General features: G+C 70.1%; 25 protein-coding genes. 19 read left to right on the top strand and 6 right to left on the bottom strand.

Translation table 11 applies throughout. The features are described 5' to 3' along the window. The first annotated feature begins 67 nt into the window (after positions 1 to 67). A complete protein-coding gene (locus tag OG266_RS39645; RefSeq protein WP_371551747.1) occupies positions 68 to 925 on the top strand; it encodes a helix-turn-helix domain-containing protein in 858 nt (285 codons plus the stop codon). 9 nt (positions 926 to 934) lie between these two features. Next, positions 935 to 1,159, top strand: coding sequence for a DUF397 domain-containing protein (locus OG266_RS39640; protein ID WP_266468434.1), 225 nt, complete (start codon positions 935 to 937; stop codon positions 1,157 to 1,159). A gap of 23 nt (positions 1,160 to 1,182) precedes the next feature. Here OG266_RS39640 and OG266_RS39635 read toward each other — a convergent pair whose 3' ends face one another. Further along, positions 1,183 to 2,307, bottom strand: coding sequence for an 8-amino-7-oxononanoate synthase (locus tag OG266_RS39635; RefSeq protein WP_371551744.1), 1,125 nt, complete (start codon positions 2,305 to 2,307; stop codon positions 1,183 to 1,185). A gap of 214 nt (positions 2,308 to 2,521) precedes the next feature. Here OG266_RS39635 and bioB point away from each other — a divergent pair, with 214 nt between their 5' ends. The 3 genes from bioB to bioD are packed head-to-tail and all read left to right on the top strand — an operon-like array spanning position 2,522 to position 5,700. After that, positions 2,522 to 3,697: a biotin synthase BioB gene (bioB, locus tag OG266_RS39630; RefSeq protein WP_371551742.1), complete on the top strand. Its 1,176-nt coding sequence runs from the start codon at positions 2,522 to 2,524 to the stop codon at positions 3,695 to 3,697. Next, on the top strand, positions 3,690 to 4,982 hold the full coding sequence (locus OG266_RS39625; protein ID WP_371551740.1) for an adenosylmethionine--8-amino-7-oxononanoate transaminase: 1,293 nt from the start codon (positions 3,690 to 3,692) through the stop codon (positions 4,980 to 4,982). The genes bioB and OG266_RS39625 overlap by 8 nt, the downstream gene beginning before the upstream one ends. Position 4,983: 1 nt before the next feature. Next, entirely contained in the window at positions 4,984 to 5,700 is a 717-nt protein-coding gene (gene bioD, locus OG266_RS39620; RefSeq protein ID WP_371551738.1) for a dethiobiotin synthase, read from the top strand. A gap of 59 nt (positions 5,701 to 5,759) precedes the next feature. Here the strand turns inward: bioD and OG266_RS39615 are convergent, their stop codons facing one another. Further along, complete coding sequence (locus OG266_RS39615; RefSeq protein ID WP_371553125.1) at positions 5,760 to 8,063, bottom strand: LuxR C-terminal-related transcriptional regulator; 2,304 nt, start codon at positions 8,061 to 8,063, stop codon at positions 5,760 to 5,762. 118 nt (positions 8,064 to 8,181) lie between these two features. Here OG266_RS39615 and OG266_RS39610 point away from each other — a divergent pair, with 118 nt between their 5' ends. Together OG266_RS39610 and OG266_RS39605 are read left to right on the top strand one after the other, a co-directional pair. Then, positions 8,182 to 8,868, top strand: coding sequence for a triacylglycerol lipase (locus OG266_RS39610; RefSeq protein WP_266468411.1), 687 nt, complete (start codon positions 8,182 to 8,184; stop codon positions 8,866 to 8,868). Positions 8,869 to 8,979: 111 nt separating this feature from the next. Next, complete coding sequence (locus OG266_RS39605; protein ID WP_371551736.1) at positions 8,980 to 9,678, top strand: class I SAM-dependent methyltransferase; 699 nt, start codon at positions 8,980 to 8,982, stop codon at positions 9,676 to 9,678. Here the strand turns inward: OG266_RS39605 and OG266_RS39600 are convergent. Then, the gene (locus OG266_RS39600; protein WP_266468406.1) at positions 9,673 to 10,047 is read right to left on the bottom strand and encodes a fic family toxin-antitoxin system, toxin component; all 375 of its coding nucleotides are present in this window, start codon (positions 10,045 to 10,047) and stop codon (positions 9,673 to 9,675) included. The genes OG266_RS39605 and OG266_RS39600 overlap by 6 nt on opposite strands. A 4-nt stretch (positions 10,048 to 10,051) precedes the next feature. Next, positions 10,052 to 10,291, bottom strand: coding sequence for a toxin-antitoxin system HicB family antitoxin (locus OG266_RS39595; protein WP_266468403.1), 240 nt, complete (start codon positions 10,289 to 10,291; stop codon positions 10,052 to 10,054). 205 nt (positions 10,292 to 10,496) lie between these two features. Here OG266_RS39595 and OG266_RS39590 point away from each other — a divergent pair, with 205 nt between their 5' ends. The 8 genes from OG266_RS39590 to OG266_RS39555 all read left to right on the top strand — a co-directional run bounded on the left by OG266_RS39590 (position 10,497) and on the right by OG266_RS39555 (position 19,211). Then, positions 10,497 to 11,432 (top strand): ABC transporter ATP-binding protein, encoded by a 936-nt coding sequence (locus tag OG266_RS39590; protein ID WP_371551733.1) that lies wholly within the window; start codon positions 10,497 to 10,499, stop codon positions 11,430 to 11,432. Positions 11,433 to 11,439: 7 nt separating this feature from the next. Then, positions 11,440 to 14,007 (top strand): ABC transporter permease, encoded by a 2,568-nt coding sequence (locus OG266_RS39585; RefSeq protein ID WP_371551731.1) that lies wholly within the window; start codon positions 11,440 to 11,442, stop codon positions 14,005 to 14,007. 38 nt (positions 14,008 to 14,045) lie between these two features. Beyond that, positions 14,046 to 14,921 (top strand): LLM class F420-dependent oxidoreductase, encoded by an 876-nt coding sequence (locus OG266_RS39580; protein ID WP_371551729.1) that lies wholly within the window; start codon positions 14,046 to 14,048, stop codon positions 14,919 to 14,921. A gap of 62 nt (positions 14,922 to 14,983) precedes the next feature. Next, positions 14,984 to 15,409, top strand: coding sequence for a GNAT family N-acetyltransferase (locus OG266_RS39575; RefSeq protein WP_371551727.1), 426 nt, complete (start codon positions 14,984 to 14,986; stop codon positions 15,407 to 15,409). A 170-nt stretch (positions 15,410 to 15,579) separates the two neighbouring features. Next, a complete protein-coding gene (locus OG266_RS39570; RefSeq protein WP_371551725.1) occupies positions 15,580 to 16,908 on the top strand; it encodes a hemolysin family protein in 1,329 nt (442 codons plus the stop codon). Then, positions 16,905 to 17,918, top strand: coding sequence for a hemolysin family protein (locus tag OG266_RS39565; protein WP_371551723.1), 1,014 nt, complete (start codon positions 16,905 to 16,907; stop codon positions 17,916 to 17,918). The genes OG266_RS39570 and OG266_RS39565 overlap by 4 nt, the downstream gene beginning before the upstream one ends. A gap of 94 nt (positions 17,919 to 18,012) precedes the next feature. Then, entirely contained in the window at positions 18,013 to 18,795 is a 783-nt protein-coding gene (locus tag OG266_RS39560) for an SGNH/GDSL hydrolase family protein (RefSeq protein WP_371551721.1), read from the top strand. A gap of 65 nt (positions 18,796 to 18,860) precedes the next feature. Continuing rightward, positions 18,861 to 19,211 (top strand): DUF4326 domain-containing protein, encoded by a 351-nt coding sequence (locus OG266_RS39555; protein WP_266824292.1) that lies wholly within the window; start codon positions 18,861 to 18,863, stop codon positions 19,209 to 19,211. A 136-nt stretch (positions 19,212 to 19,347) separates the two neighbouring features. On the opposite strand, the gene OG266_RS39550 is transcribed toward OG266_RS39555, so the two are convergent. Together OG266_RS39550 and OG266_RS39545 are read right to left on the bottom strand one after the other, a co-directional pair. Then, a complete protein-coding gene (locus tag OG266_RS39550; RefSeq protein WP_371551718.1) occupies positions 19,348 to 20,535 on the bottom strand; it encodes a tyrosine-type recombinase/integrase in 1,188 nt (395 codons plus the stop codon). 18 nt (positions 20,536 to 20,553) lie between these two features. After that, positions 20,554 to 21,210, bottom strand: a complete 657-nt coding sequence (locus OG266_RS39545; RefSeq protein ID WP_371551716.1) for a helix-turn-helix domain-containing protein — start codon at positions 21,208 to 21,210, stop codon at positions 20,554 to 20,556. A gap of 165 nt (positions 21,211 to 21,375) precedes the next feature. Here OG266_RS39545 and OG266_RS39540 point away from each other — a divergent pair, with 165 nt between their 5' ends. The 4 genes from OG266_RS39540 (at position 21,376) to OG266_RS39525 (ending at position 24,589) form a co-directional block, all read left to right on the top strand. After that, positions 21,376 to 21,573 (top strand): DNA-binding protein, encoded by a 198-nt coding sequence (locus tag OG266_RS39540; protein ID WP_371551714.1) that lies wholly within the window; start codon positions 21,376 to 21,378, stop codon positions 21,571 to 21,573. 129 nt (positions 21,574 to 21,702) lie between these two features. Beyond that, a complete protein-coding gene (locus OG266_RS39535) occupies positions 21,703 to 22,341 on the top strand; it encodes a hypothetical protein (protein WP_371551712.1) in 639 nt (212 codons plus the stop codon). After that, on the top strand, positions 22,338 to 22,709 hold the full coding sequence (locus OG266_RS39530) for a hypothetical protein (RefSeq protein ID WP_371551711.1): 372 nt from the start codon (positions 22,338 to 22,340) through the stop codon (positions 22,707 to 22,709). The genes OG266_RS39535 and OG266_RS39530 overlap by 4 nt, the downstream gene beginning before the upstream one ends. Beyond that, positions 22,706 to 24,589, top strand: a complete 1,884-nt coding sequence (locus OG266_RS39525; RefSeq protein ID WP_371551709.1) for an AAA family ATPase — start codon at positions 22,706 to 22,708, stop codon at positions 24,587 to 24,589. The genes OG266_RS39530 and OG266_RS39525 overlap by 4 nt, the downstream gene beginning before the upstream one ends. Positions 24,590 to 24,599 lie beyond the last annotated feature (10 nt).

Raw genomic sequence — 24,599 nt, 5'->3', positions numbered from 1 at the left:
TCGAAGCGGTGAACTCTGCGACGGAGGACCGTATTTGGGCGGCTCGGAAGGAGTAAGGAGTACGGCCATGCAGTACGGTCCCGCAGTACGCCGCCGCAAGCTCGGTGCAGAACTGCGTGCTCTGCGCGTAGGTGCGGGTCTCACGAGCGGGGAGGCGGCCCGTCTTCTCGGCTGGCACCAGTCGAAGGTGAGCCGGATCGAGACCGGCACGAGTGGGGTCAAGCCCTCGGACGTGGAGCGGCTCCTGGACGCGTACGCCGTCGAGGAACCCGAGTTACGGGACCTCCTGGTGGTGCTGGCGGGTGCGGAGGGCAACGGGCGGCACCACTGGTGGCACGCCTACCGCGGTGTGCTGCCACCGACGTACCGCGACTTCATCAGTCTGGAGTCGCAGGCCAGCGGAATGCGCACGCTGGAGACGTCCGTGGTGCCGGGGTTGCTGCAGACACCCGAGTACGCCCGTGCGGTGACTCGGGCCGCCGTGGGGGGACTTGAGGACAGCAAGCTCGACGCGCTCGTCGAGGTGCGCCTGGCCCGGCAGGACGTGCTGCGTTCGAATCCACCACTGGAACTGAGCGCGGTCCTGGACGAGGCGGTGCTGCGACGGGACGTGGGCGGCCCGGAGGTCATGGCACGCCAGCTGCACCGCCTGCGGACGGCCGCCACCCTGCCTCAAGTGCGGCTTCAGGTCCTGCCGTTCACCGCCGGGGCTCACATCGGAGTGACCGGGCCTTTCGTTATCTTCTCATTTCCGAGCACATCTGATCTGGATGTGGTTGTTCTCGACCACTTGACGAGTAGCCTCTATCTCGAACGGAAAGAAGACCTTCAGGCCTACAGCGAGGCCTTCAACGCCCTTCAGATCCAAGCCCTTTCGCCCGAGGACTCATTGGATTACATCGCCGGGATAGGTGACGGCGCGTAAGGAGGCACCATGTCTGCACTGCCTCGGTACGTACCTTCCAGTACTTCGCTGCACGACGCGCGCTGGCTGCGCAGCAGCCGGAGTACGGGAATGAACAATTGCGTCGAGACGGCCCGGCCGGGTCCAGGACCCTGGTCCGGACTCGTGGCCGTCCGCGATTCCAAGAACACCGCAGGCCCCGCCCTGCTGTTCGCCCCTGCCACCTGGGAGGGATTTATCGCCGGACTGAGCTGAGCGTCATCGGACTGGACTGAGCATCACCGGGTTGCGCTGATCACCCGCACCGCGTGCTCGATCTGCGCGTCGGTGAGGTCCGCGCGAGCGGTCAGCCTCAGCCGGGAGATGCCGTCGGGCACGGACGGGGGGCGGAAGCAGCCGACGGCGAGTCCCGCCTCGCGGCAGTCGGCGGCCCACCGCACGGCCCGTTCGGGGGACGGCGCGCGCACGGAGACGACGGCGGCGTCCGGTCGTACCGCTTCCAGGCCCTCGGCCGTCAGGCGGCTGTGCAGCGCCGTGGCCACCGCGCGGGCCCGTGCGGCACGCTCCGGTTCGCGGCGCAGCAGCCGCAGCGCCGCGAGGGCCGCGCCCGCCGCCGCAGGCGCGAGACCGGTGTCGAAGATGAACGTGCGCGCCGCGTTGACCAGGTGGTCGATGACCGGAGCGGGACCGAGGACGGCACCGCCCTGGCTGCCCAGCGACTTGGACAGCGTGACCGTGACGACGACGTCCGGGGCGCCCGCGAGTCCCGCAGCGTGCGGAGCGCCCCGGCCGCCGTCGCCGAGGACACCGAGCCCATGGGCGTCGTCGACGACGATCCCGGCGCCGAACTCCCGGCAGGCTGTGGCGAGGCCGGCCAGCGGCGCCGCGTCCCCGTCCACCGAGAACACCGTGTCGGAGACGGCGACGGCGGGCCCCCGGTGGGTGCTGAGCGCCTTGCGTACGGCGTCGGGGTCGGCGTGCGCCACCACCTGTGTGTTGCCCCGGGCCAGCCGGCAGCCGTCGATCAGCGAGGCGTGGTTGCCCGCGTCCGAGACGACGAGGGAGCCGTGCGGCGCGAGCGCGGTGACGGCGGCGAGGTTGGCCGCGTACCCGGAGGAGAAGACGAGCGCGGACTCGAAGCCGCAGAAGCCTGCCAGCTCGCGTTCGAGTTCGCCGTGCAGTTCGGTGGTGCCGGTGACGAGCCGGGAACCGGTGGCTCCGCCGCCCCACGTTCTCGCGGCTGCCGCGGCGGCCTCGGTGATCTCCGGATGGCGGGCGAGACCGAGGTAGTCGTTGCTCGCGAGATCGAGGAGCGGGGAGTCGGCGGGGCGCGGGCGCAGGGTGCGTACGAGTCCGGCCCGGCGGCGCGCCTGCGCCTGCTCGTCGATCCAGCCGAACGCCATGGGTCCTCCAGACCGTAGTTACTAGTGTGGGGCGGGCGGTGCTTGGGCGCACTGGTTTCCGCGGCCGGCGCAAGCACTGGTTTTTGTAGGCAGTGCACAGACCCTAGCGGGCGGCCCAGCCACCCAGGATGTGGCAATACCCACACGTCGAACCGTCTCTCTTGTACAAACTCTCCTTGGCCGCAAGCGGTCGTATACGCCAGGATCGGACCTCATGGACCTGCTGAACACGCTGGTGGACAAGGGGCTTCGGCGCGAGTTGCCGACCCGTGAAGAAGCTCTGGCCGTGCTGGCCACCTCCGACGACGATGTGGTCGACGTGGTGGCCGCGGCCGGAAAGGTGCGACGGCACTGGTTCGGCCGACGGGTGAAACTCAACTATCTCGTCAATCTCAAGTCGGGCCTGTGTCCCGAGGACTGCTCGTACTGCTCGCAGCGGCTGGGGTCGAAGGCCGGGATCCTCAAGTACACCTGGCTCAAGCCTGAGGAGGCTTCCAAGGCAGCGGCGGCGGGCCTGGCCGGGGGCGCCAAGCGGGTCTGCCTGGTGGCCAGCGGACGTGGTCCGACGGACCGTGACGTGGACCGGGTCTCCGACACCATCAAGGCGATCAAGGACGGTAACGAGAACGTCGAGGTGTGCGCCTGCCTCGGCCTGCTCAACGACGGCCAGGCGGAGCGGCTGCGCGAGGCGGGCGCGGACGCGTACAACCACAACCTGAACACGTCCGAGGGGACGTACGGGGACATCACGACCACGCACACGTACGCCGACCGGGTGGACACCGTCCAGAAGGCGCACGCGGCCGGCCTGTCCGCCTGCTCAGGTCTGATCGCCGGCATGGGCGAGAGCGACGAGGACCTGATCGACGTCGTCTTCGCGCTCCGCGCACTCGACCCCGACTCCGTTCCGGTGAACTTCCTGATCCCCTTCGAGGGCACCCCGCTCGCCAAGGAGTGGAATCTGACGCCTCAGCGGTGTCTGCGGATCCTCGCGATGGTCCGGTTCGTCTGCCCGGACGCCGAGGTCCGCATCGCGGGCGGCCGCGAGGTCCATCTCCGCACGATGCAGCCCCTCGCCCTGCACCTCGCCAACTCGATCTTCCTCGGCGACTACCTCACCAGCGAGGGCCAGGCAGGCAAGGCCGACCTGGACATGATCGCGGACGCGGGGTTCGAGGTGGAGGGCGCGGGCGAGGTGACGCTCCCGGAGCACCGGGTGCCGGAGGGCGGGGGCTGCGGCTCGCACGAGGGCGGCGGCGGGTGCGGTTCCGCTTCCACTCCCGTTGCCGCTTCAGGTTCGGCTTCCGTGGAAACGCCTGTTGAGGCTCGTACGGACCTGGTGGCCGTACGCCGCCGGGGTGCCGGAACGGATCTCGCGCCCAATGCCTGACCTGCCCGTGCCCGGGTCCATGCGCGAGCTGCTCGATCTCGACCAGCGGCATGTGTGGCATCCGTACGGGCCTATGCCCGGTCGGCAGGAACCGCTCGTCGTGGAGTCGGCGAGCGGGGTGCGGCTGCGGATGGCGGACGGTTCGGGCGAGCTGGTCGACGGCATGTCGTCCTGGTGGTCGGCCATTCACGGCTACAACCACCCGGTGCTCAACGACGCGGTGCGCGGCCAGCTGGAACGCATGAGCCATGTCATGTTCGGCGGGCTCACCCACGAGCCCGCCGTACGGCTGGCGAAGCGTCTTGTCGACATCTCACCCGAGGGTCTTGAGCACGTCTTCCTCGCCGACTCCGGTTCGGTCTCGGTCGAGGTCGCCGTCAAGATGTGCCTCCAGCACTGGCGCTCGCTCGGCCGCCCCGCCAAGCAGCGCCTGCTGACCTGGCGCGGCGGGTACCACGGGGACACCTGGCAGCCGATGTCGGTGTGCGACCCCGAGGGCGGGATGCACGAGCTGTGGCAGGGCGTGCTGCCGCGGCAGATCTTCGCGGACGCACCGCCCGACGGGTACGAGGAGTCGTACGCGGATCAGCTGCGCTCGCTCATCGAGCGGCACGCCGATGAACTGGCCGCGGTGATCGTCGAGCCGGTGGTGCAGGGCGCGGGCGGGATGCGCTTCCACTCCCCCGCGTATCTGCGGGTGCTGCGCGAGGCGTGCGACGCGCACGACGTGCTGCTCGTCTTCGACGAGATCGCGACCGGCTTCGGGCGCACGGGCACGCTGTTCGCGGCGGAGCACGCGGGCGTGACGCCCGACGTGATGTGCGTCGGCAAGGCGCTGACCGGCGGCTATATGACGATGGCGGCGACGCTGTGTACCTCGCGGGTCGCCGACGGGATCTCGCGGGGCGAGGTCCCGGTGCTCGCCCACGGGCCCACTTTCATGGGCAATCCGCTGGCGGCCGCCGTCGCCTGCGCCTCGATCGACCTGCTGCTCGGGCAGGACTGGCGGACCGAGGTGAAGCGGATCGAGGCGGGGCTGCGGGAGGGCCTGGAGCCCGCCCTTGAGCTGCCTGGCGTCCGGGACGTACGTGTCCTGGGGGCGATCGGCGTCGTCCAGCTCGACCACGAGGTGGACATGCGGGCGGCGACACGAGCCGCCGTGCGCGAGGGGGTCTGGCTGCGGCCCTTCCGCGACCTCGTCTACACGATGCCGCCGTACGTGACCGGTGACGCGGACCTGGTACGGATCACGCGCGCCGTGTGCGCTGCGGCACGGGAAGGGTGACATGGAGATCCTGGTGATCACGGGGACGGGCACGGAGGTCGGCAAGACGATCGCCACGGCCGCCGTCGCCGCCACGGCCCTCGCGGCCGGGCGGTCCGTGGCCGTGCTCAAGCCCGCGCAGACCGGCGTACGTCCGGACGAGCGCGGCGACGCCGACGAGGTGGCCCGGCTCGCGGGCGCCGTGACCACGCTCGAACTCGCCCGGTATCCCGAGCCGTTGGCGCCCGCTACGGCGGCTCGGCGGGCCTCTCTCGCACCGGTACGGCCCCACGAGGTGGCGGAGGCGGCGGCCAAGCTGGCCACCGAGCACGATGTGGTCCTCGTCGAGGGGGCGGGCGGGCTGCTCGTCCGGTTCGACGACGAGGGCGGAACACTGGCGGACGCGGCACGGCTGTTGAACGCGCCGGTGCTGGTGGTCGCTCCGGCAGGCCTGGGCACCCTGAACACGACAGAACTGACGGCACGTGAACTACGCGCCGGGGGCCTGGACTTCGCCGGAGTCCTCATCGGAAGCTGGCCCAACAAGCCCGACCTGGCATCCCGTTGCAACCTCGCGGACCTTCCGGTGGTGGCGGGGGCTCCGCTGCTCGGGGCGGTGCCGGAGGGCTCGGGTGTACTTGATCCCGCCGACTTCCGTGCAGGGGCCCCGAGTTGGCTGGCACCAAGGCTGGGCGGAAGCTGGGACGCCGCCACTTTCAACGCCGGGTACGCCCCCTAAGGGGCGCGGGGAACTGCGCGACCAGCCACGACGAGCCCGCAGCCAACGAACCACACCAGTCACCCCTCCCCCAGCATCCGCACCAGCTCGATCCGCGACCGGATGCCCAACCGGGCGAAGACACCGCGCAGATGGTGATCGATCGTGCGCGGGCTGAGCAGCAGCCGAGCCGCGATCTCCCGGTTGGTGGCCCCCTCCGCAGCCATGCGGGCCACCATCAACTGCTGAGCGGTGAGGCGAGCGGCGAGATCGTCGACTCCCCGCGCGGGTGAGGCAGGTTCCCCCAGGACGCGGAGCTCGGCACGAGCTTGCGCAGCGCACTTCGGCGACCCGAAGTGCTCGAACGCTTCGAGCGCACTGTGCAGCCGGTCACGCGCTTCCGTGCGGCGCCGCAACCGCCGTAGCGCACCGCCGAACAGCAGCTCCGTGCGGGCGCGTTCGAAGTCACGGGTGCCGGAGGCGTGCAGGTCCAGGGCGGTGCGGTAGTGCTCGACGGCTTCGGGGCCGGAGGCGAGGAGGGCGTGGCAGCGGGCGCTGAGGGCCAGATCGTCGGCGCTGCGGATCGTGCGCGCCCAGCGGTCGTAGTCGGCGTGGGCGGCCCGGGCGACGCGGGTGTCGCCACTGCGGACGGCCGCCTCGACGTAGAGCGGGGTGGCGAGGTGGCGGATGGCGCGGTGCCCGTGCCCGGGGCCGAATCCGGCCAGGGCACGCAGCCGGGCCGCGGAGGCGGCGAAGCGGCCGGCGCCGAGGTCCAGGAAGGCGAGCGCAAACAGGGCCAGCGCGGCGGGGAGTCCGAGCCCGCGGGCCAGGGCGTAGGTACGGGCGGCCTCGGCGCGCTCGAGGCACACCTCCTCGTCACCGGTGAGGGCGGCGAACATGGCCAGGGCGGCCTGGAGATGGCAGGCCCCGTTGTCCTGCCCTGTGGCGTACGCCTGGCGCAGGGCGTCGAGGGTGTCGGCCTCCGCGGCTCGGGTGCGGCCGGTCCAGAACTCGGCGTACACCCTGAACTCCATCGCCTGCGGCACGGTCACGGTCTCGCCCCTGGCGCGGGCCGAGGCGGCGGCCCGCACGGTGGCGGAGGCCGCTCGCGTGTGGTCGCCGAGCATCAGCGCCGCGATCCCGGCGTGGATGAGGAGAGTGGGGTCGCCACCGGGTCCGCACCGCCCGGCCGCCGCCTCGAGCACGTCCCGCGCATCCTCGTAGCGCCCCTCGAAGGCGGCGGCCAGCCCGCCCAGCGTGCCGGGCGGCACAATCCCGAGCCGGTCGGCAACCGCCGCCGCCTCCCGGCACCGCCGCAGGTCGCCGGTGTAGATGGCGGCTTCGGTGACGCGGGCGAGCAGGTGGACGGCGGCGCCGGTCTCCGGGCGAGCCGAGGCCGCCTGCGACTCACCGACGGTGACCGGACCGGCAGTGCCCCGGGCACCGGCACCGCGATCGACCGTGCCGTCGGCACCCCGCGCGCCCCCCGCGCAGCGAACCGCCGCCGTGAGCAGCGCGTCGAACGCGTCGGTGGCGTTGCCCGCACGCAGGGCCAGGAGGCCGCTGAGGGCGTCGTCGGGGGTGGCCGCGGCGAGGCGGCGGGCGCGGTCGGTGTCGCCGGAGTGCCAGGCGTCGGTGGCGGCGCGGGCGAGCAGGAGTGCGCGGTCGTGCGGGTCGGGTGCGAGTGCGGCGGCGCGTTCCACGAGGGCGCAGGCGAGGGCGTGTTCGCCCGTGTCGCGTGCCCGGTCCGCGGCCACTCGGAGCCGCGCCGCCAGCCTGCGGCTGGGGCCGAGCGCGGCGGCGCCGTGGTGCCAGGCGCGGCGCGGCTCCTCACCCTCACCGCGCAGGACGCGCGCAAGGAGCTGGTGGACCTCGCGCCGGTCCGACGGGCGGACCGTCTCGTACGCGGCGATCCGGGTCCACGGGTCCCGGAAGACGATCCCGTCGGCGGTGGCATGGGCGAGCCCGGCCGCCTCGGCGGCGTCGAGAGGCCGGGTGTCGATCCCGGCCGCGGTGACGGCGCGCAGGTAGGCGTGGGTGGCCACCGGGTGCTGGTCGGCCGCCGCGAGGAGCAGCAGGAAGCGGGTGCTGTCGGGCAGGGCGCGGACTTCCTGGCGGTACGCGCGTAGAAGTACGGGCGGCTGGGCCGGCAGCGGGTCGAGGCCGGTCAGTTGACGCTCGGTCAGTACCGAGGCGAGTTCCGTGGCCGCGCGCCGGTCGCCGTGCGCGGCGCGCAGCACCCGTACGCGTACGCCTTCGGAAAGCGAGAGGCCCAGCCCGGACTGTGGGGGAAGTCCGGGCTGTGCTGGGTCGGCGCGCTGCCACGCGTGTGTGAGCGGCGGTGGCGAAGCGGGCGGGATAGGTGGGGGGTTCACCGGAGTCACCACATGAATGACGTTACTGGCGAGTTAACTGGCAAGTAAAGACCGGCGATTACACCGATGCGGCGCGCGTAGACCCCGGCTGACACTCCTGAAAACCCCACCCGTCTCAGGAGGCACCATGCAGCCCCGCATGCGTCGCGTCGCCACGTTCTTCTCCGCCGTGGCCGCAGCGCTCCTTCTGTCGCTCTCCCTCTCCGCGGTTCCCGCTCACGCCGCCACCCACAACCCCGTGATCTTCGTGCACGGGCTGAGCAGTTCGGCGAGCAGCTGGGACGACTGGATCGCCGACTTCAAGGCCGACGGCTACACCTCTTCCGAGCTGTACGCCTGGTCGTACAGCTGGAGCCAGTCGAACGCCACCACCGCCCAGCAGCTCTCCGCCAAGATCCAGAGCGTGCTCTCGGCCACCGGCGCGTCCAAGGTGGACCTGGTCGCCCACTCCATGGGCCCGCTCAGTTCGCGCTACTACCTCAAGAACCTCTCGGGAACCTCGTACGTGGACGACTTCGTGTCGGTCGCCGGGGTGAACCACGGGACCACGACCGCCAGTTGGTGCACCTGGCTCTACACCTCCTGCGCGGAGATGTACACCGGCAGTTCGTTCCTGACGTCCCTCAACTCCGGTGACGAGACACCGGGCAGCGTGTCCTACGCCAGCTACTGGTCCAACTGCGACGACCTCCTCACCCCGGACACCACCGCGATCCTCAGTGGTGCCACGAACGTCGAGGTCGGCTGCGTCTCACACACCGACATGAACAACGACTACGGCGTCTACACCCAGGTGCGCGACTTCATCGCCTGACCGCCGGAGCCCGCTGTGTGGCCCCGGCGCGACCGGGACCACGCAGCGGGGGTGCGACGGACCCGTACGGGGGACAATCGCGGTAAGGCCCGTCCTCCCGGGAGGTCCGTCATGCCGCTCCGTTCCGCCAGCTCCGGCAAGGTGTCGCGGGACACCGTGCACCATCCCCTCTTCGCCCGCTACTACGCCCGTATCAGCGTGGCCGCCGAGACCAGGATGGGCATGGGCGGCGTACGCGACCGGCTGCTCGCCGGGCTTTCGGGGCGGGTCATCGAGATCGGCGCGGGCAACGGACTGAACTTCGCGCACTATCCGAGCACCGTCTCCGAGGTCGTCGCCATCGAACCCGAGCGGCTGCTGCGGCAGTTGGCGGTCGAGGCGGCCCTGCGCTCCGAGGTGCCCGTCGACGTGGTGCCGGGCGCGGCGGAGGCACTGCCGGTCAAGAGCGAGGCCTTCGACGGGGCGGTGGTCTCGCTGGTGCTGTGCAGTGTGCGCGACGCGCCGCGAGCCCTGGCCGAACTGCGGCGCGTACTGCGGCCCGGGGGCACCCTGCGGTTCTTCGAGCACGGCACGGGCGGCGGGCGCGCGATGACGTACACCCAGCGCGGCCTGGACCGCACGGTGTGGCCGCGGCTCAACGGCGGCTGCCATCTGGCCCGCGACCCGATCGCCGCGCTGCGGGACGCCGGGTTCGAACTGGGCCCGTACAGGCGCATGTTGATGCCCGAGAAGGGGCCGCGGCTGCCCACCTCGTACTGCGTCCTCGGCACCGCCCGCCGCCCCGCCGTCAGGGAGAACGAAGCCTCATAGGCTCCACTGGCGCAGCTCCTGCGTGATGTCGTGGACGGTCGCGTCACCGGCCTTCACCAGGCGGGCGAGTTCGCGTACCTGCTCGGGCGAGGTGACGACCTTGAGGCCGCTGGCGACGAGATAGCCGTACGCGACGGCCGAGGCGAACATCGCGTTGGAGCGTTCGAGTGCCGGTACGTGCAGGAGGAGCTGGAGCAGCGCGGCGGCGCGGGCGTGCGGGCTGTCGTATACGGGAATGCCGAATATCTCTGCCTCGTGCCGGCTCACGGCGGCGACGAGGGCTCCCCAGTCGGTGATCTGGGGGTCTCCGGGCGTCTTCTGTTCGGCGATCATGAGGAGCCAGGCAAGGTCGACTCTGAGACTGCTCAAGGGATCAACGACGACCTTCGCGCGCGCCTTCTCGGTCCGAACCGAATTCCTCGGCGAAGACGCTCTCGTACTGCTTCATGAAATCGGCGGCGGCGTCGACGAAGGTGTGGCCGACTTCCCCGGTGTCCTGTCTGACCAGCTCTTCGATGTAGCGGTTCACGCTCATCCCTCGCTCCAGGGCTTTTTCGCGGGCGGCCCGGGCCGTGCCCTCGTCCACCCGCACGTTCAGCTGAGTCTTCGCCATACCTCGAAGCTAGCGCCGAACCGCTAGCACCGGCAAGGGGGCATCCGTGCGCCTGAGGGTGGAGATTGCCCCTTACACGGGAATCAGGGGCACGACCTGGGGCGGAGAGGGCCTGGCACCTCGGGGGGATACCGAGTGTGCCCGGGATCACACTAGGCTCGGCCGCGACAAGGGAGTCGGGACGTCCATCACTGAGGAGGCGGCCTTGTCCACACCTGCTGCGGAGCACGTCGTCGGCCGGGCGGAGGCCGAGGGGACGGCCGCTCGCGCCCGCGGCCTGACCAAGGCGTACGGATCGGGCGAGACGGCCGTGCTGGCCCTCGACTCGGTCGATGTCGACATCTCGCGTGGCCGCTTCACCGCGGTCATGGGTCCCTCGGGCTCCGGGAAATCCACGCTCATGCACTGCCTGGCGGGACTCGACACCGTTTCGGCCGGACAGGTGTGGCTCGGCGACACCGAGATCACCGGGCTGAAGGACCGCGAGCTGACCCGGCTGCGGCGTGACCGGATCGGCTTCATGTTCCAGTCGTTCAACCTGATCCCGACGCTGAACGCGGCCGAGAACATCACCCTGCCCATGGACATCGCAGGCCAGAAGCCCGACCAGAAGTGGCTGGACCAGGTCATCGACACGCTCGGTCTGCGGGACCGGCTCAAGCACCGCCCCTCCCAGCTGTCGGGCGGGCAGCAGCAGCGCGTGGCCTGCGCCCGGGCGCTCGCCTCCCGACCCGAGCTGATCTTCGCGGACGAGCCGACCGGCAACCTCGACTCCCGCGCGGGGCTCGAAGTCCTCGGCTTCCTGCGCGAGGCGGTCGACGAACTGGGCCAGACCGTCGTCATGGTCACGCACGATCCGAGCGCCGCCGCCCACTCCGACCTGGTGCTCTTCCTCGGGGACGGGCGGATCGTGGACGAGATGGAGCGGCCGACGGCGGACGCGGTGCTGGAGCGGATGCGCCGCTTCACGGGGGGACACGGACACCAGCAGGCCCCCGGTTTCGACGGTGCCGCAACCCCTGACGTCGACGCTGGTGCCAAAGCCCCGGACGGCGACGCTCGTGCCACAACCCCTGACGGCGAGGTCCGTGCCGTAAGCACCGACGGCGACTCCCGCGACGTAACCCTCGACAAGGACTGAGGCGGTCGTGCTCAAGGCGACACTGCGGAGTTTTCTCGCGCACAAGGGGCGGCTGCTCCTGTCGGCGCTGGCCGTCGTGCTGTCCGTGGCGTTCGTCGCGGGCAGCCTCATCTTCTCGGACACGGTCACCCGCACCTTCGACCGGCTCTTCGCGTCCACCTCCGCCGATGTGACGGTGGGCCCCAAGGACGATCTCAACTCGCAGATCCCGTCCGGAGCCGCCGAGACCGTGCCGGCCTCGCTGGCCACCCGTATCGCGGGGATCGACGGGGTCGAGTCCACCCACGCGGACGCGTCCGTCGAGAACATCACGGTCGTCGACAGCGAGAACGAGTCGGTCGGGCCGACCACGGGCGCGCCCACCATCGCCACCGACTGGTACCTCACCGACCGCAGCCCCGTGAAGCTGACCTCCGGCCACGCGCCGGAAGGGGCCAGCGAGGCGCTGCTCGACGCGGACACCGCCAAGAGCAAGGACGTGGGCATCGGCGACACCCTGACCGTGCTCGCACAGCCGGGCACGTTCAAGGTGAAGATCGTCGGCATCGCCACCTTCACCACCACCAACCCCGGTGCCGCGCTGGTGTTCCTCGACAGCCGGACCGCGCCGGACCAGCTGCTCGGGTCGCCCGAGGCCGCCACCAGCATCTCGGTGAACGCGACCCCCGGTGTCACCGACGACGTACTGAAGCAGCGCATCGCCGCCGAACTCGGCACGACCACCTACGACTTGAAGACTGCCGACGAACAGGCAGAGGACGCCGCCGCCCAACTCGGCGGATTCCTGGACATCATCAAGTACGTCATGCTCGGCTTCGCCGGAATCGCCGTACTCGTCGGCGTCTTCCTGATCGTCAACACCTTCTCGATGCTCATCGCCCAACGCACCCGCGAACTGGGCCTGTTGCGCGCCCTCGGCGCCGACCGGCGTCAGGTGCGCCGGTCGGTGCTGACCGAGGCGCTGCTGCTGGGCCTCGTCGGATCGACCGTGGGCCTGGCGGTGGGAATCGGGCTGGCGGCGGGGCTGATCGAGCTCATGGGCGTGTTCGGCATGAACCTCAAGTCCACCGAGATGGTGATCGGTGTGGCGACTCCCGTCTCGGCGTACGTCGTCGGGGTCGGCGTCACGTTCGTGGCGGCGTATCTCCCGGCGCGGCGCGCTTCGGGCGTCTCCCCCATGGCGGCCCTCGCGGACGCCGAAGTCGCCGGTGTGGGACGGCCGTTGCGGGTGCGCGCGATCGTCGGCTCGGTCGTCGGGGCGGCCGGTGCCGCCGCGCTCGCGGGCTGCGCCGCCTCGTCGAGCACCTCATCGTCCGCCTCCCTGCTGGGACTTGGCATCGTCCTGACGCTCATCGCCACAGTCATCGCGGGTCCGCTGCTGGTGCGGCCGGTGATCCGGGTCCTCGGCGGGGCCTTCCCCGCCCTGTTCGGCTCGGTCGGCCGGATGAGCCAGCGCAACGCCCTGCGCAATCCGCGCCGCACGGGCGCCACCGCGGCCGCCCTGATGGTGGGGCTCGCCCTGGTCGGCGGGATGTCCGTGGCGAGCGCGTCCATGTCCAAGTCCTTCGACGAGCAGATCGACAAGACGCTGGGCGCCGACTTCGTCATCCAGAACAGCAACTTCGTGCCGTTCTCGCAGGAGGTCACCGACAAGGTGCGCCAAACCGAGGGCACCGGGCTCGTGGTCCGCCAGCGGTTCTCGCCGGTCGCGGTGCGGCTGCCGGACGGCAAGAGGATCGAGACGACCGCCACGGCCTACGACCCGCAACTCGACGACGTCGCCCACGTCACGTACACGCAGGGGGACAGTGCGGCGGCGCTCGGCGACGGGAAGATCGCCATGGATGCGGGCTTCGCGAAGGATCATGACGTAACCGTCGGCAGCACGATCCCCGTCGAGTTCCCCGCCGGACGGAACACCGAGCTGACGGTGGGGGCGCTCACCGACCAGGACGGCTCCGACGGGTTCGGGATGCAGGGCGGGCTGTTCTTCGGCTTCGCCACGATCGAGAAGTACGTGCCGGGCGGTCAGGACTCCGCGCTGTACGTGAACGCGGCCTCGGGCACCAGCCCCGACACGCTCCGCTCGAACCTGGACAAGACGCTCGAGCCCTATCCGCAGGTGCAGGTGCGCGACCTGGCCGACTACAAGAAACTGGTCCACGATCAGATCGCCGTGCTGCTCTACCTCGTGTACGCGCTGCTCGGACTCGCGATCGTCATCGCGGTGCTCGGCGTGGTCAACACCCTTGCCCTGTCGGTCGTCGAGCGCACCCGCGAGATCGGACTGCTGCGCGCCATCGGGCTCTCCCGGCGTCAGCTGCGCCGGATGATCCGCCTCGAGTCGGTGGTGATCGCCGTGTTCGGTGCGGTCCTCGGTCTGGCGCTCGGCCTGATCTGGGGTGTCTGTGTGCAGCAGGTGCTCGCGCTTCAGGGCATGAAGGCGTTCGCCGTTCCGTGGACGACGCTCATCGCGGTCGTGGTCGGTGCGGCACTCGTGGGCATCGTGGCGGCACTGCTGCCGGCGTTGCGTGCCTCCCGCATGAATGTCCTGGCGGCGATCGCGCACGAGTGATCTACTCCCGTCAAGTCACCCATGGCTGAGGAGAGTTCATGCCGCGTCCCTTCCGTTTCGGCGTCAGCATGATGAGCCCCGCACCCGCCGACGAGTGGCGCGAAAAGTGCCGCAGGGCCGAACGGCTCGGCTACGACGTGATCCTGGTCCCCGACCACCTCGGCATGCCCGCGCCGTTCCCGGCCCTGGTGGCCGCGGCCGAGGCGACCGAACGGCTCCGCCTCGGCACGTTCGTGCTCAACGCGGGCTTCTGGAATCCCACGCTGCTGGCCCGCGAGGTGGCCACCACGGACGCGCTGACGGGCGGCCGCCTCGAACTCGGCCTCGGCACCGGCTACATACAGGCGGAGCACGACACCGCGGGCCTTCCCTTCGGCTCCCCGCGTGAGCGGGTGGACCATCTCGAGCGCACGGTCGAGGAGTTGGAGCGGCTGCTCGACTCGGCCGGCCTCCCCGGCTCCCGGGTTCCGCTGCTGATCGGAGGCAACGGCGACCGGATGCTGCGGCTCACCGCCGGGCACGCCGACATCGCGGCCTTCTCGGGGGTGCGGTTGGTGCCCGACAGTACGACGGGAAAGCTGGACCCGCTAACGGCGGAGGAGCTGGACGAGCGGGTGGCGGCGTACCAGCGCCTGGCGGTGGACCGGAAGGAACCCGCCGAGCTGAATGTGCTCATCCAGATCGTCGCCGTCACCGACGACCGCGAGGCCGCGGTGCGGGCACTGCACTCCCGCGTGCCCCGTCTGACGCTGGAACAGGTCCTGGCCCTTCCCATCGTGCTGGTCGGCACGGTGGAGCAGATCACCGCGCAGGTGCGGGCACAGCGCGAGCGGTACGGCTTCTCGTACATGACCGTCCTGGAGCCGTACATGGAGGCGTTCGGAGAGGTGATCGAGGCGCTGCGCGGGGAGTGAAAGCGCCGTCCGGATAATGGAATTCCGCGAGGTGCCACAGCTGTGCGTGATGAGATCGCGGCATGACTGAACTGCGGATACGGGCCGCGACGGCCGACGACCTCGACACCGTGCTGGCCTTCTGGAAGGTGGCCGCCGAGGGGACGAGCATCAGCGACGACCGCGACGGCGTGGAGCGGCTGGTCGCCCGCGACCCCGAGGCGCTGATCCTGGCCGAGCGCGACGGCGAAGTGGTCGGCACGGTGATCGCCGGCTTCGACGGCTGGCGGTGCCATCTGTACCGGCTCGCGGTGCATCCCGAGCGGCGGCGGCTGGGGATCGGCTCGGCCTTGCTGGCGGCCGCCGAGGAGAGGTTCGTACGGCTCGGGGGGCGCCGCGGGGACGCAATGGTGCTCCAGCGGAACGAGACCGCTCAACATGCGTGGCGGGCGGCGGGGTACGCACCCGAGGAACACTGGCGCCGTTGGGTGAAGCCTCTCGGCGGCTGAGCTCGCTTTACCGACCCTTTACCATGGCCTGATCAGCTGGCCCTCCGAAAGGTGCGTGAGCGTCCGCCCATGGGCGAGCCTCCCCGACGCCGACGCCGTGGTCCTCACCGCGTCGGCCGACATCGCGCGATCCCCCCGGCCCTGGCCGATCATGGGACGGAGGTGACCCGATGACCGAAGTGCTCCTCCTCCTGGTGGCGATTCTGCTCTCCCTGGCCTGTGGCGCGTTCGTCGCGGCGGAGTTCTCGCTGACCACGGTCGAGCGCAGCGAGCTGGAGCGGGCCGTCGAACGCGGCGAGGTCGGCGCCGCCGGCGCCCTGAAGGCCGTACGGAATCTGACCTTCCAGCTGTCCGGCGCCCAGCTCGGCATCACCGTCACCAACCTGGTGGTCGGCATGCTCTCCGAGGCGTCCATCGCCAAGCTGATCGCGGGCCCGCTCGAGTCGGCCGGCGTCTCCGCTTCCGCGTCCCACTCGGTCGCGCTGGTCATCGGCACCGGCCTGTCGACGGTCTTCCTGATGGTCGTCGGCGAGCTGGTGCCCAAGAACTGGGCGATCTCCTCGCCGCTGGCGGTGGCCAAACGGGTGGCGACTCCGCAGCGCTGGTTCAGCGCCGCGTTCGGTCCGTTCATCACGCATCTCAACAACATGGCGAACCGTGTCGTACGACGCTTCGGCCTCGAACCCGCCGAGGAGCTGGCCTCCGCGCGCGGACCCCAGGAGCTGGTGGCCCTCGCCCGGCACTCCGCCAAGGAGGGTGCCCTGGAGGCGGACACCGCCGAGCTGTTCGTGCGCACGCTCAACCTCGCCGACCTGACCGCGGAGAACGTGATGACCCCGCGCGTCCAGGTCATGGCCCTTGACCTGCAGGCGACCTGCGAGGACGTGGCGAACGCGACCCGGGCGACCGGCCTGTCCCGGTTCCCCGTCTACCGCGGCAATCTCGACTCGGTGGTCGCCGTCGTGCACATCAAGGACGTACTGGCCGTGGCCGCGGAACACCGGGCCCGCACCCCCGTCTCCCAGATCATGCGTGAACCGCTGTTCGTACCGGAGTCGCTGACCGTGGACCGGCTGCTCGACCGGCTGGCCGGCAAGCGCACGATGGCCGTGGTCATCGACGAGTACGGCGGCACCGCCGGGGTCGCCACGCTGGAGGACATCGTCGAGGAGGTCGTCGGCGAGGTACGCGACGAGCACGACCCGCACGAGACCTCCGACCTGGCTCCGGCCGGCACGGACGACGACGGCCGCGCGCTGTACTCGGCCGAGGGGTCCGTCCGCACCGACCAGCTGGCACGGGTCGGGCTCAGGGTGCCCGACGGACCGTACGAGACCCTCGCGGGCCTCGTCGCGACCGAACTGGGCCGCATTCCGGCCCCCGGGGACAGCGTCGAGGTCGTCGGCTGGCGGCTGGACGTGGCGGACGCCTCGGGACGGCGCGCCGCGCGCGTACTGCTGCACGCGCCGCGCACCGAGGAGAAGGAGGGGGAACGATGACCGTCGTACAACTGCTGATCGGCCTCGCGACGCTCGTCGTGAACGCCTTCTTCGTGGGCGCCGAGTTCGCGCTGATCTCGGTGCGCCGCAGCCAGATCGAACCGCACGCCGAGGAGGGCGACCGGCGGGCGCGCAGCGTGCTGTGGGGGTTGGAACATGTGTCCGCGCTCCTTGCGGCAGCGCAGCTGGGCATCACCCTGTGCACACTCGTCCTCGGCATCGTGGCCGAGCCCGCGATCGCGCACCTTCTGGAGCCGGTGTTCCACGCGGTGGGGGTGCCGGAGAGCGCGGGCCACGCGGTCTCGTTCGTGATCGCGCTCGCGCTGGCGACGTATCTGCACATGCTGCTCGGCGAGATGGTGCCGAAGAACATCGCGCTCGCGGAGCCGGTGCGCACCGCGCTGCTGCTCGGCCCGCCCCTTGTGGGCCTCTCCCGGGCACTGCGCCCGGTGATCTTCACGATCAACGCCTTCGCGAACGCGCTGCTCAAGCTCCTCAGGGTCGATGTGAAGAACGAGGTCGCTGCGACCTTCACGGACGACGAACTGGCCCGCCTCGTCAAGGACTCCAGTGCCGCGGGACTCATCGACGCCCGCGCCCAGGAGCGGCTGCACGACGCCCTGGAGCTGGGCCGCCGGCCCGTCCGCGATGTCGTCCTCCCGCTGGAAAGCGTGGTCTACGCGCGCGTGGGCGTCACTCCCGAGCGGCTGGAGCAGCTGTCCGCCGAAACCGGCTTCTCACGCTTCCCCGTCGTGGACGAGGGGCGCCGCATCGTCGGCTATCTGCACGTCAAGGACGCGCTGGACGTGACTCCGCGCGACCTTCCGTTCCAGGTGCGGGACATGCGGCCCATCGCACGCGTCCGCGAGAGCACCCCGCTGGACGACGTGCTCACGGCGATGCGGCGCAGTCGCACCCACCTGGCGGCCGTACTGGGCAGCGACGGCCGGCTCGCCGGTCTGGTGACGATGGAGGACGTGCTTCGGGAACTGTTCGGGCAGCCGGTGTGAGGGTGAGTCCGCGGTGACAGGGACCGGGACACTCGCCTGATCCGACAGCCCAAGCTACCGATGGGTACGTGGGCGGGTTAACATCTTTTTCGCCATGCAGACGAATGCCACTTACACCAGTCTTGTCGCGATCGGCGACTCCTTCACCGAGGGCATGTCGGACCTGTTGCCCGACGGCTCCTACCGGGGCTGGGCCGACCTCCTCGCGGCCCGGATGGCCGCACGGACGCCCGGGTTCCGGTACGCCAACCTCGCGGTGCGCGGGAAGCTGATCGGCCAGATCGTCGATGAGCAGGTGGACGTGGCGGCCGCGATGGCGCCCGACGTGATCACGCTGGTCGGCGGGCTCAACGACACGCTGCGTCCCAAGGTCGACATGGGGCGCGTCCGCGGGCTCCTGGAGGAGGCCGTCGAGCGTCTGGCCCCCGCTTGCGAGCAACTCGTCCTGATGCGCAGCCCGGGCCGCAACGGTCCGGTTTTCGAGCGGTTCCGGCCCCGCGTGGAGGAGCTCTTCACCCACATCGACGACCTCGCGAAGCGGCACGGCGCGCTCGTGGTCGACCTGTACGGAGCGCCCTCGCTCGGCGACCCCCGCATGTGGGACTTCGACCGGCTGCACCTGACGGGTGAGGGGCACCGCCGCGTCGCCGAGGCGGTGTGGCAGACGCTCGGGTACGACCCCGAGGACACGGACTGGCAGACCCCGATGCCGCCCACGGCCTCGCCCGGCTGGATCTCCCGCCGCACCACCGACGCCCGCTTCGCCAGGCAGCACCTGCTGCCCTGGATCGGACGCCGGCTGACGGGACGCTCGTCGGGCGACGGACTCCCGGCGAAACGGCCCGAGCTGCGGCCGTACAAGGGTCCGCTGGCGTAGGCCGCCGCGGCGCCGGATCATCGGGGGCACCTCTCGGGATCCCAACTGGCCGAACGGAGCCGTGCGTGACCGCCACCGTCATCAATCTCAAGGGCCGTATCCACGACTTCGGCCCTCGGCTCGAGAACGCCCCCGCGGACCTCGTCTACGTCGGCCGCCGCTGGACCATGGGCCACTGGGACCTCCCCCAGCACCCGCTGTACAACCCGTTCGCCTACGACACCCCCACCAAGAAGCGCGACGGCACCCGCGCCGAGATCATGGACAAGTACCGGGCGTACCTGCTCGAACGCCCCGACCTGCTCGCCCAGGTGCCCGCACTACGAGGCAAGACCCTGGCCTGCTGGTGCGCCCCCGAGCTGTGCCACGCCGACATCCTGGCCGAGATCGCGGACGGCTCCGCCCCGGCCTCGTAGGTTCCGACGAAGAACCCCGCGGCGCTGGCCTGCAGGAATCGCCAGTAGAATCCGTACACTGTTCTACGTCGTATCAGATATCTGCAGGTCAGAGGCTATTTGCATGACCTCCTGAGAGATCATTTCTCACAATTTCTCACACAGGGGCTTTTCGATCACCCCCGTGGAAGCTGTCCCAAGTGGTCGCCGCGGCCCTCATGTCCTCGACGTCGACCGTGACGTACTTCCGCTTGGTGAAGCTCGCGTTCGTATGCCCGGCCCACGCGGCGAGGACGACATCAGGGACGCCGTTCACCGCGAGGTACGACAGACAGGAGTGCCGCGCGTCGTACAGCCGCACCCGCCGCATATCCAGCTCACTCATGAGCCGGTAGGCGTGCTCGCGCAGGTGCCGCGTGTTGCGCGCCACCCCGAGCTGGTCGACGACGACGTACCCGGAGTCGGTATAGCCCTCCCCCACGGCCAGGCGCTCGCGGGCCTGGACGGAGCGGAACTTCTTCAAGGCCTCCAGCACCGGACCGGGCAGCGGGAGGACGCGTTCCCCCGCCTCGGTCTTGGTGTCCTTCTCCAGCACCTTCGCGTTGCCGATCATCGTGCGGGTGTTGGCGGTCTCCAGCGTGGCCAGTTTCAGGTCGACGTCCGTCCAGCGGATGCCCACGACCTCAGCCGGCCGGAGCCCCATCAGGCTGAGCAGCAGCGGGGCGTACAGGCGGTCGCGCTCGATGCCCGCGATGAACAGCTTTACCTCAACCGCGGTCCACGGCTTGACCTTGGGCCGCTCCCGCTTGTCGGTCTTCTTGTCTGCGAGGCTGACGCGCACGAACTGCGCGGGGCTCTCCGGGATCAACTTGCGTACGGCCGCGCGCTTCAGCGCTTCCCGGAGCCGGGTAAGGACGCCCTCGGCGGTCGACACGGCGAGCCGCGTGCCTGCCTCGCCGCCCCTGCGTCGCCCCTTGGTCACGATGTCGTCGATGCAGTCCTGCACCTGGTCCTCGGTGAGCTCTTGGAGCCGGACGTGCCCGATGCGGTCGCGGACGTGGACCAGGGCGAGCCGGTAGGTGCGGATCGTCGTCTCTTCGACGTCCCGCTTCTTGTACTCCAGCCACTGGTCAAGCCACTCCCCCACGGTGATTTTGTTGGGGAGGATGAGGCTTCCGGATGAGCGTTGGTGCTGGATCCGGCTGCGCTCGGCTTTGACCTCGGTCTTGGTGTCACGCGTGATGGTGATCTGGACCCGCTTGCCGTTCTCGTCGTGGCCGGCGTCGACCACGGCGCGGTAGCGAATCTTGCCGCTCTGAAGCGTGATCTTCTTGATTTCTGCCATGACTCCCCCCGCGACCGGTCACACCTCGTCGTTGACGATGCCGTCCGCGCGCATCAACTTCACCAGAGCAGCCGTCAACTGGCGCGTGATGTGGCCCTGCTTGGCCTGTCGCTCGCCAACGGGAAGATCACCAAGGGCAGCAACGCGTCGGTCGCGCTCCTCCGTGAGGCTGGCGTTCCACATCTGCTCAGAAGCCTTCACCACATCAAGGACCTCGACGCCGTAGCGGTCAGCAAAGGCAACGTCCGCCTCAACAGGGATGCTTCGCCCCTGCCACCGGAAGTGCTCAAGCGCTGCCCGAACGCTCTCGCTGCCCATCACGATCAGCTCGGAGTCCTCGGCAGATAGCCACGCCCGGAGCTCGGCGCGGGTGGCCTTCGCCCAAGACTGCGGATATTCAGAGCGCGGGGTGAGCATCACATCGCCGTCTCCGGCGAAGAAGTCTCGCAGCTTCACCCCAAGGGCGTTTCCGAGCACGACAAGGGCTCCGATGTCTACGGTCTCGCGCCGCTCGCTCTCCAGGTCAGAGATTTGCGTGCGTTTCCAGTTGAGACCGGACCGAGCGAGTTCGGAGGCCAAGGCCCCCTGGGTGACGCGCCTCTCCTGTCGGAGAGCCTTGAGGTTCTCCCCCACGACCTTCCCCACCGTGGGAGGCGCTTCGGACTCATCTGCCATGTCCCGAGCTTGGCACATCACGTGCGTATTCACAACGCGCGGAATTCGAGTTTCGTCCGCAGCTTGACTCGGCAATCCACCTCGTGCACTCTGGCATCAGATCGTCTGCGTAATGAACCAGACATCGAACTTGAAGACTGATCACGCAACCGAGAGGGCTGCCTGATGACGCCGCCGACGCTCGATGAAGTCCGCGAGTGGCCCGCCACGGTCGACCTGACCCGGGCCGCGCTCGCCCTCGGAATCTCCCGAAGCCAGATGTACGCGCTCGTCAAACGCGGCGAGGCACCTGTGAGGGTCCTCGACTACGGCGCCAAGCGCGTCGTAACCGCATCCCTCGTGCGGCTGCTCGAAGCCGCATGAGAACGGCCCCCAGCAGGCGCGCCAACGCCTGTGATCCGGGGGCCGGAAGCACCCGCCATCCAGTCCAGAACAGCCGAACGGCGGCGCGGGCCGAGAACCCGTATGCGCCGCCGTCGAAAGGAGCTTCACGTGAAGCGTACGACCCTCAGCCGACAGACCGCCAGTAGGCCCGCCATCGCGGCCGCCGCGCTCGCGCCTACCGGCCGCCCGCACCCCCTCCTCGTCGCGGACGCGGTCGCGCAGACCTCGAAGGCCGCCGAGGAGTCCGCGGACCGGTACATCGCCGAGCAACACCCGCGCGTGTCCGAGCTGCTGGCCGACGACGGCGCCCGCGAGCACGTCGACCCCGAGCAGCCCCTCACCGCAGCCCAGCGCACCCCCGTCCTCGACTACGGACTCGGCGGCTGGCGGACCGCCCCGGTCGAGACCGAGCAGCGGGACATCGACGACCAGCGCACCGCCGCCGAGAACTCGAAGACGCCGTTCCTCGCCGCAGAGATGGTGGTGACCGACTACCGGCCGCAGGCGTACGGCCGCCAGACAGAGATCTGGCTGAGCTACGGGATCACCACCGGGTCCATCACCCCGGCCAAGGCCCGCGAGGTCCTGGAAGCGATGCGTGACGACTTCCTGCCCAAGCTGGAGGCCCTCGTCGCGCTGGCAGAGGAGACCGCGGCCGGCGACTTCGAGGGTGACCCGGAGATTGCTCGCCTGGACCGCGCGGCGGAGGACGCCCGGATCAAGACCATCAACGAGGCCCGCGCGTGACCTCCCGCACCGGCTACGGCCGTCCCCGCCTGGCAGTCGCCGGGCGGGGCCCGGTCGTACGCGCCGAGCACCGACTCCAACTTGAGATCCGGGACGGCGTCCTCCAGTCCGGATTCCTCAGCGAGTACTACCGCCCTTTCCCGCCCGGAGCGCACGTCGTCATCGACTGCGGCTCGGCCCACGTCATGACGACCGACACCGCCCGATGGATCGGCCTCGGCCTCGCGCACTGCGGGTCAATCACCGTGACCGGCACCGCTGACCGCAGCGAGGGCGGCTACGTCGACATGGGCGTGATCTTCGGACTCGACGCCATCGCCCGCGTGATCCAAAGAGCGACGGCAGATGCAATGGAGCCACGTACGTGAGTGCACTTGACCGCGTTACCGAAGCCCTTGAGCGCCACGGGTGCAACGTGCGCGGAAGCTCAGCACAATGCCCGGCCCACGAGGACCGGGCCCCGTCCCTGTCCATCGGGCAGCGCAAGGACGGCAACGGCGTGGTGCTCAACTGCCACGCCGGTTGCGACCCGCAGGACGTCATCGGCGGGCTCGGCCTCACCATGGGCGACCTCTTCGACGAGCCCTTGGAGAAGCGCGAGCGCCCGCAGGTCGTCGCGCAGTACCCGTACGTCGACGAGCACGGCGAACTGCTGCTCACCGTGAAGCGGCTGGAGCCTGGCTACGACGGTGAGCGCAAGACGTTCCGTCAGTTCGCCGCAGACGGCACGCCGAAGGTGTCCGGCATCCGACGTGTCCTGTACCGCCTGCCCGAGGTGATCGAGCAGGCGAAGGTCGGCGGCATCGTTTTCGTGGTGGAAGGCGAGAAGGACGCCGACAACCTCGTCAACGCTGGCGTCACCGCCACGTGCAACGTTGGAGGCGCCGGGAAGTGGCGCGACGACTACGTGCAGGCCCTGCATGGCGCCTCCGAGGTCGTCGTCATCGCGGACCGCGACGAGCCCGGAAGGAAGCACGCCGAGGCTGTCGCAGCCTCGGTGGAGAAGGCAGGCATCCCTGTACGCGTCCTGGAGCCCGCCAAGGGCAAGGACATCTCTGACCACCTCGCCGCCGGCCTCGGCTCCGAAGACCTCGTGCCGACCGGCGGTGAAGGGGGCACGGAGGCGACGCCGGAAGACGACGAGCCCCTGCGCGAGCCGGACTTGGTCTTCCGCGTCCTGGCCGACATCGCCGCCGACGTCGATAGCCGCCCCCCGCGGCCGTGGCTGTTCAAGCCCGTCATCGTCTCTGGCGACTACGGCGTCATGTCCGCGCAGGACAAGGCCGGCAAGACCTGGGGCATCCTCGACGCTTCCGTCTCTTGCGCCGGAGGGCTCGACTGGCTCGGCATCTTCCCGGCCGGAGACCCTGGTCCGGTCCTGGTCTTCCTCGGCGAGGGCAGCGACTCCAAGATGCTGCGCCGCATCCGGGCCGTTGCGCTGGCCAAGGGCCTCACCAAGGAGCAGGCGGACGCGCTACCGATCATCGCGTGCTTCCGCGCCCCGCAACTGGGCGACGCGCAGCACCGCCACTACGTCCGCCAGGCGGTGGAGCACTACCGGCCCAAGCTGGTCATCATCGACCCCCTGTACCTCGCCGCGGGTGGCGCGAACGGCGCTGACTTGTACGCCATGGGCGTCCTGTTGGGCAGCATCCAGCACATCGTGCAGTCCGTCGGCGCGAGCCTGCTGATCTCCCACCACTGGAACAAGACCGGCGAGGGCAACGGACACAACCGGTCCAGCGGCGTCGGCCCCGGCGCATGGGGCCGCTTCCTGATCTCCGTGGCCGTGCTCAACTCCCGCACGGACAAGGACACGCAGGAGACCACTGTCCGCCTGAAGTGGATGTTCAAGGGCGACGAGATCCCCGAGACCGAGACGACCATCGTCCGCCGCGTCTACGCCGAGGACCCCGAAGACCTCAACAGCCCCATGCACTACAGCATCGAGCAGGTCGACGACGACACGACCGAGGACGACCAGACCCCGCCCGAACTGGTTGGCCTCCGTCCCGCCGCGGTCCGCGTGCTCGACGTGCTCAGGGCCACCTCGCACCCTGTCTCCGTCAAGGGAATCGGCGACCGCCTCGCCGAGAGCAAGGACGGCAAAGGCCCGCTCAAGGCCCGCACTATCCAGGACGCCCTTCGCCAACTGGCCGAGCGGAAGCTCGCCGACGACACCACGCTCCCCGGTACCGGCGCGCTGTGGCTCGCCCTCTCCCCAAGAGAAGCCACAAATGCAGCCTGACCAGCGCGCA

The sequence above is a fragment of the Streptomyces sp. NBC_00554 genome, from assembly GCF_041431135.1.
Classification (GTDB): Bacteria; Actinomycetota; Actinomycetes; order Streptomycetales; family Streptomycetaceae; genus Streptomyces.
The sequence above is the reverse complement of the archived record's forward strand: the minus strand, read 5'-3'. Positions and strand labels throughout refer to the sequence as shown.

Bases quoted from the DNA above. Each gene is read 5' to 3' on its own strand.
- OG266_RS39625 (WP_371551740.1), top strand. From the start codon at position 3,690: ATGCCTGACCTGCCCGTGCCCGGGTCCATGCGCGAGCTGCTCGATCTC.
- OG266_RS39565 (WP_371551723.1), top strand. From the start codon at position 16,905: ATGACCGTCGTACAACTGCTGATCGGCCTCGCGACGCTCGTCGTGAAC.
- OG266_RS39560 (WP_371551721.1), top strand. From the start codon at position 18,013: ATGCAGACGAATGCCACTTACACCAGTCTTGTCGCGATCGGCGACTCC.
- OG266_RS39640 (WP_266468434.1), top strand. From the start codon at position 935: ATGTCTGCACTGCCTCGGTACGTACCTTCCAGTACTTCGCTGCACGAC.
- OG266_RS39540 (WP_371551714.1), top strand. From the start codon at position 21,376: ATGACGCCGCCGACGCTCGATGAAGTCCGCGAGTGGCCCGCCACGGTC.
- OG266_RS39580 (WP_371551729.1), top strand. From the start codon at position 14,046: ATGCCGCGTCCCTTCCGTTTCGGCGTCAGCATGATGAGCCCCGCACCC.
- OG266_RS39550 (WP_371551718.1), bottom strand. From the start codon at position 20,535: ATGGCAGAAATCAAGAAGATCACGCTTCAGAGCGGCAAGATTCGCTAC.
- OG266_RS39635 (WP_371551744.1), bottom strand. From the start codon at position 2,307: ATGGCGTTCGGCTGGATCGACGAGCAGGCGCAGGCGCGCCGCCGGGCC.
- OG266_RS39610 (WP_266468411.1), top strand. From the start codon at position 8,182: ATGCAGCCCCGCATGCGTCGCGTCGCCACGTTCTTCTCCGCCGTGGCC.
- OG266_RS39545 (WP_371551716.1), bottom strand. From the start codon at position 21,210: ATGGCAGATGAGTCCGAAGCGCCTCCCACGGTGGGGAAGGTCGTGGGG.
- bioB (WP_371551742.1), top strand. From the start codon at position 2,522: ATGGACCTGCTGAACACGCTGGTGGACAAGGGGCTTCGGCGCGAGTTG.
- OG266_RS39605 (WP_371551736.1), top strand. From the start codon at position 8,980: ATGCCGCTCCGTTCCGCCAGCTCCGGCAAGGTGTCGCGGGACACCGTG.
- OG266_RS39595 (WP_266468403.1), bottom strand. From the start codon at position 10,291: ATGGCGAAGACTCAGCTGAACGTGCGGGTGGACGAGGGCACGGCCCGG.
- OG266_RS39570 (WP_371551725.1), top strand. From the start codon at position 15,580: ATGACCGAAGTGCTCCTCCTCCTGGTGGCGATTCTGCTCTCCCTGGCC.
- OG266_RS39575 (WP_371551727.1), top strand. From the start codon at position 14,984: ATGACTGAACTGCGGATACGGGCCGCGACGGCCGACGACCTCGACACC.
- OG266_RS39645 (WP_371551747.1), top strand. From the start codon at position 68: ATGCAGTACGGTCCCGCAGTACGCCGCCGCAAGCTCGGTGCAGAACTG.
- bioD (WP_371551738.1), top strand. From the start codon at position 4,984: ATGGAGATCCTGGTGATCACGGGGACGGGCACGGAGGTCGGCAAGACG.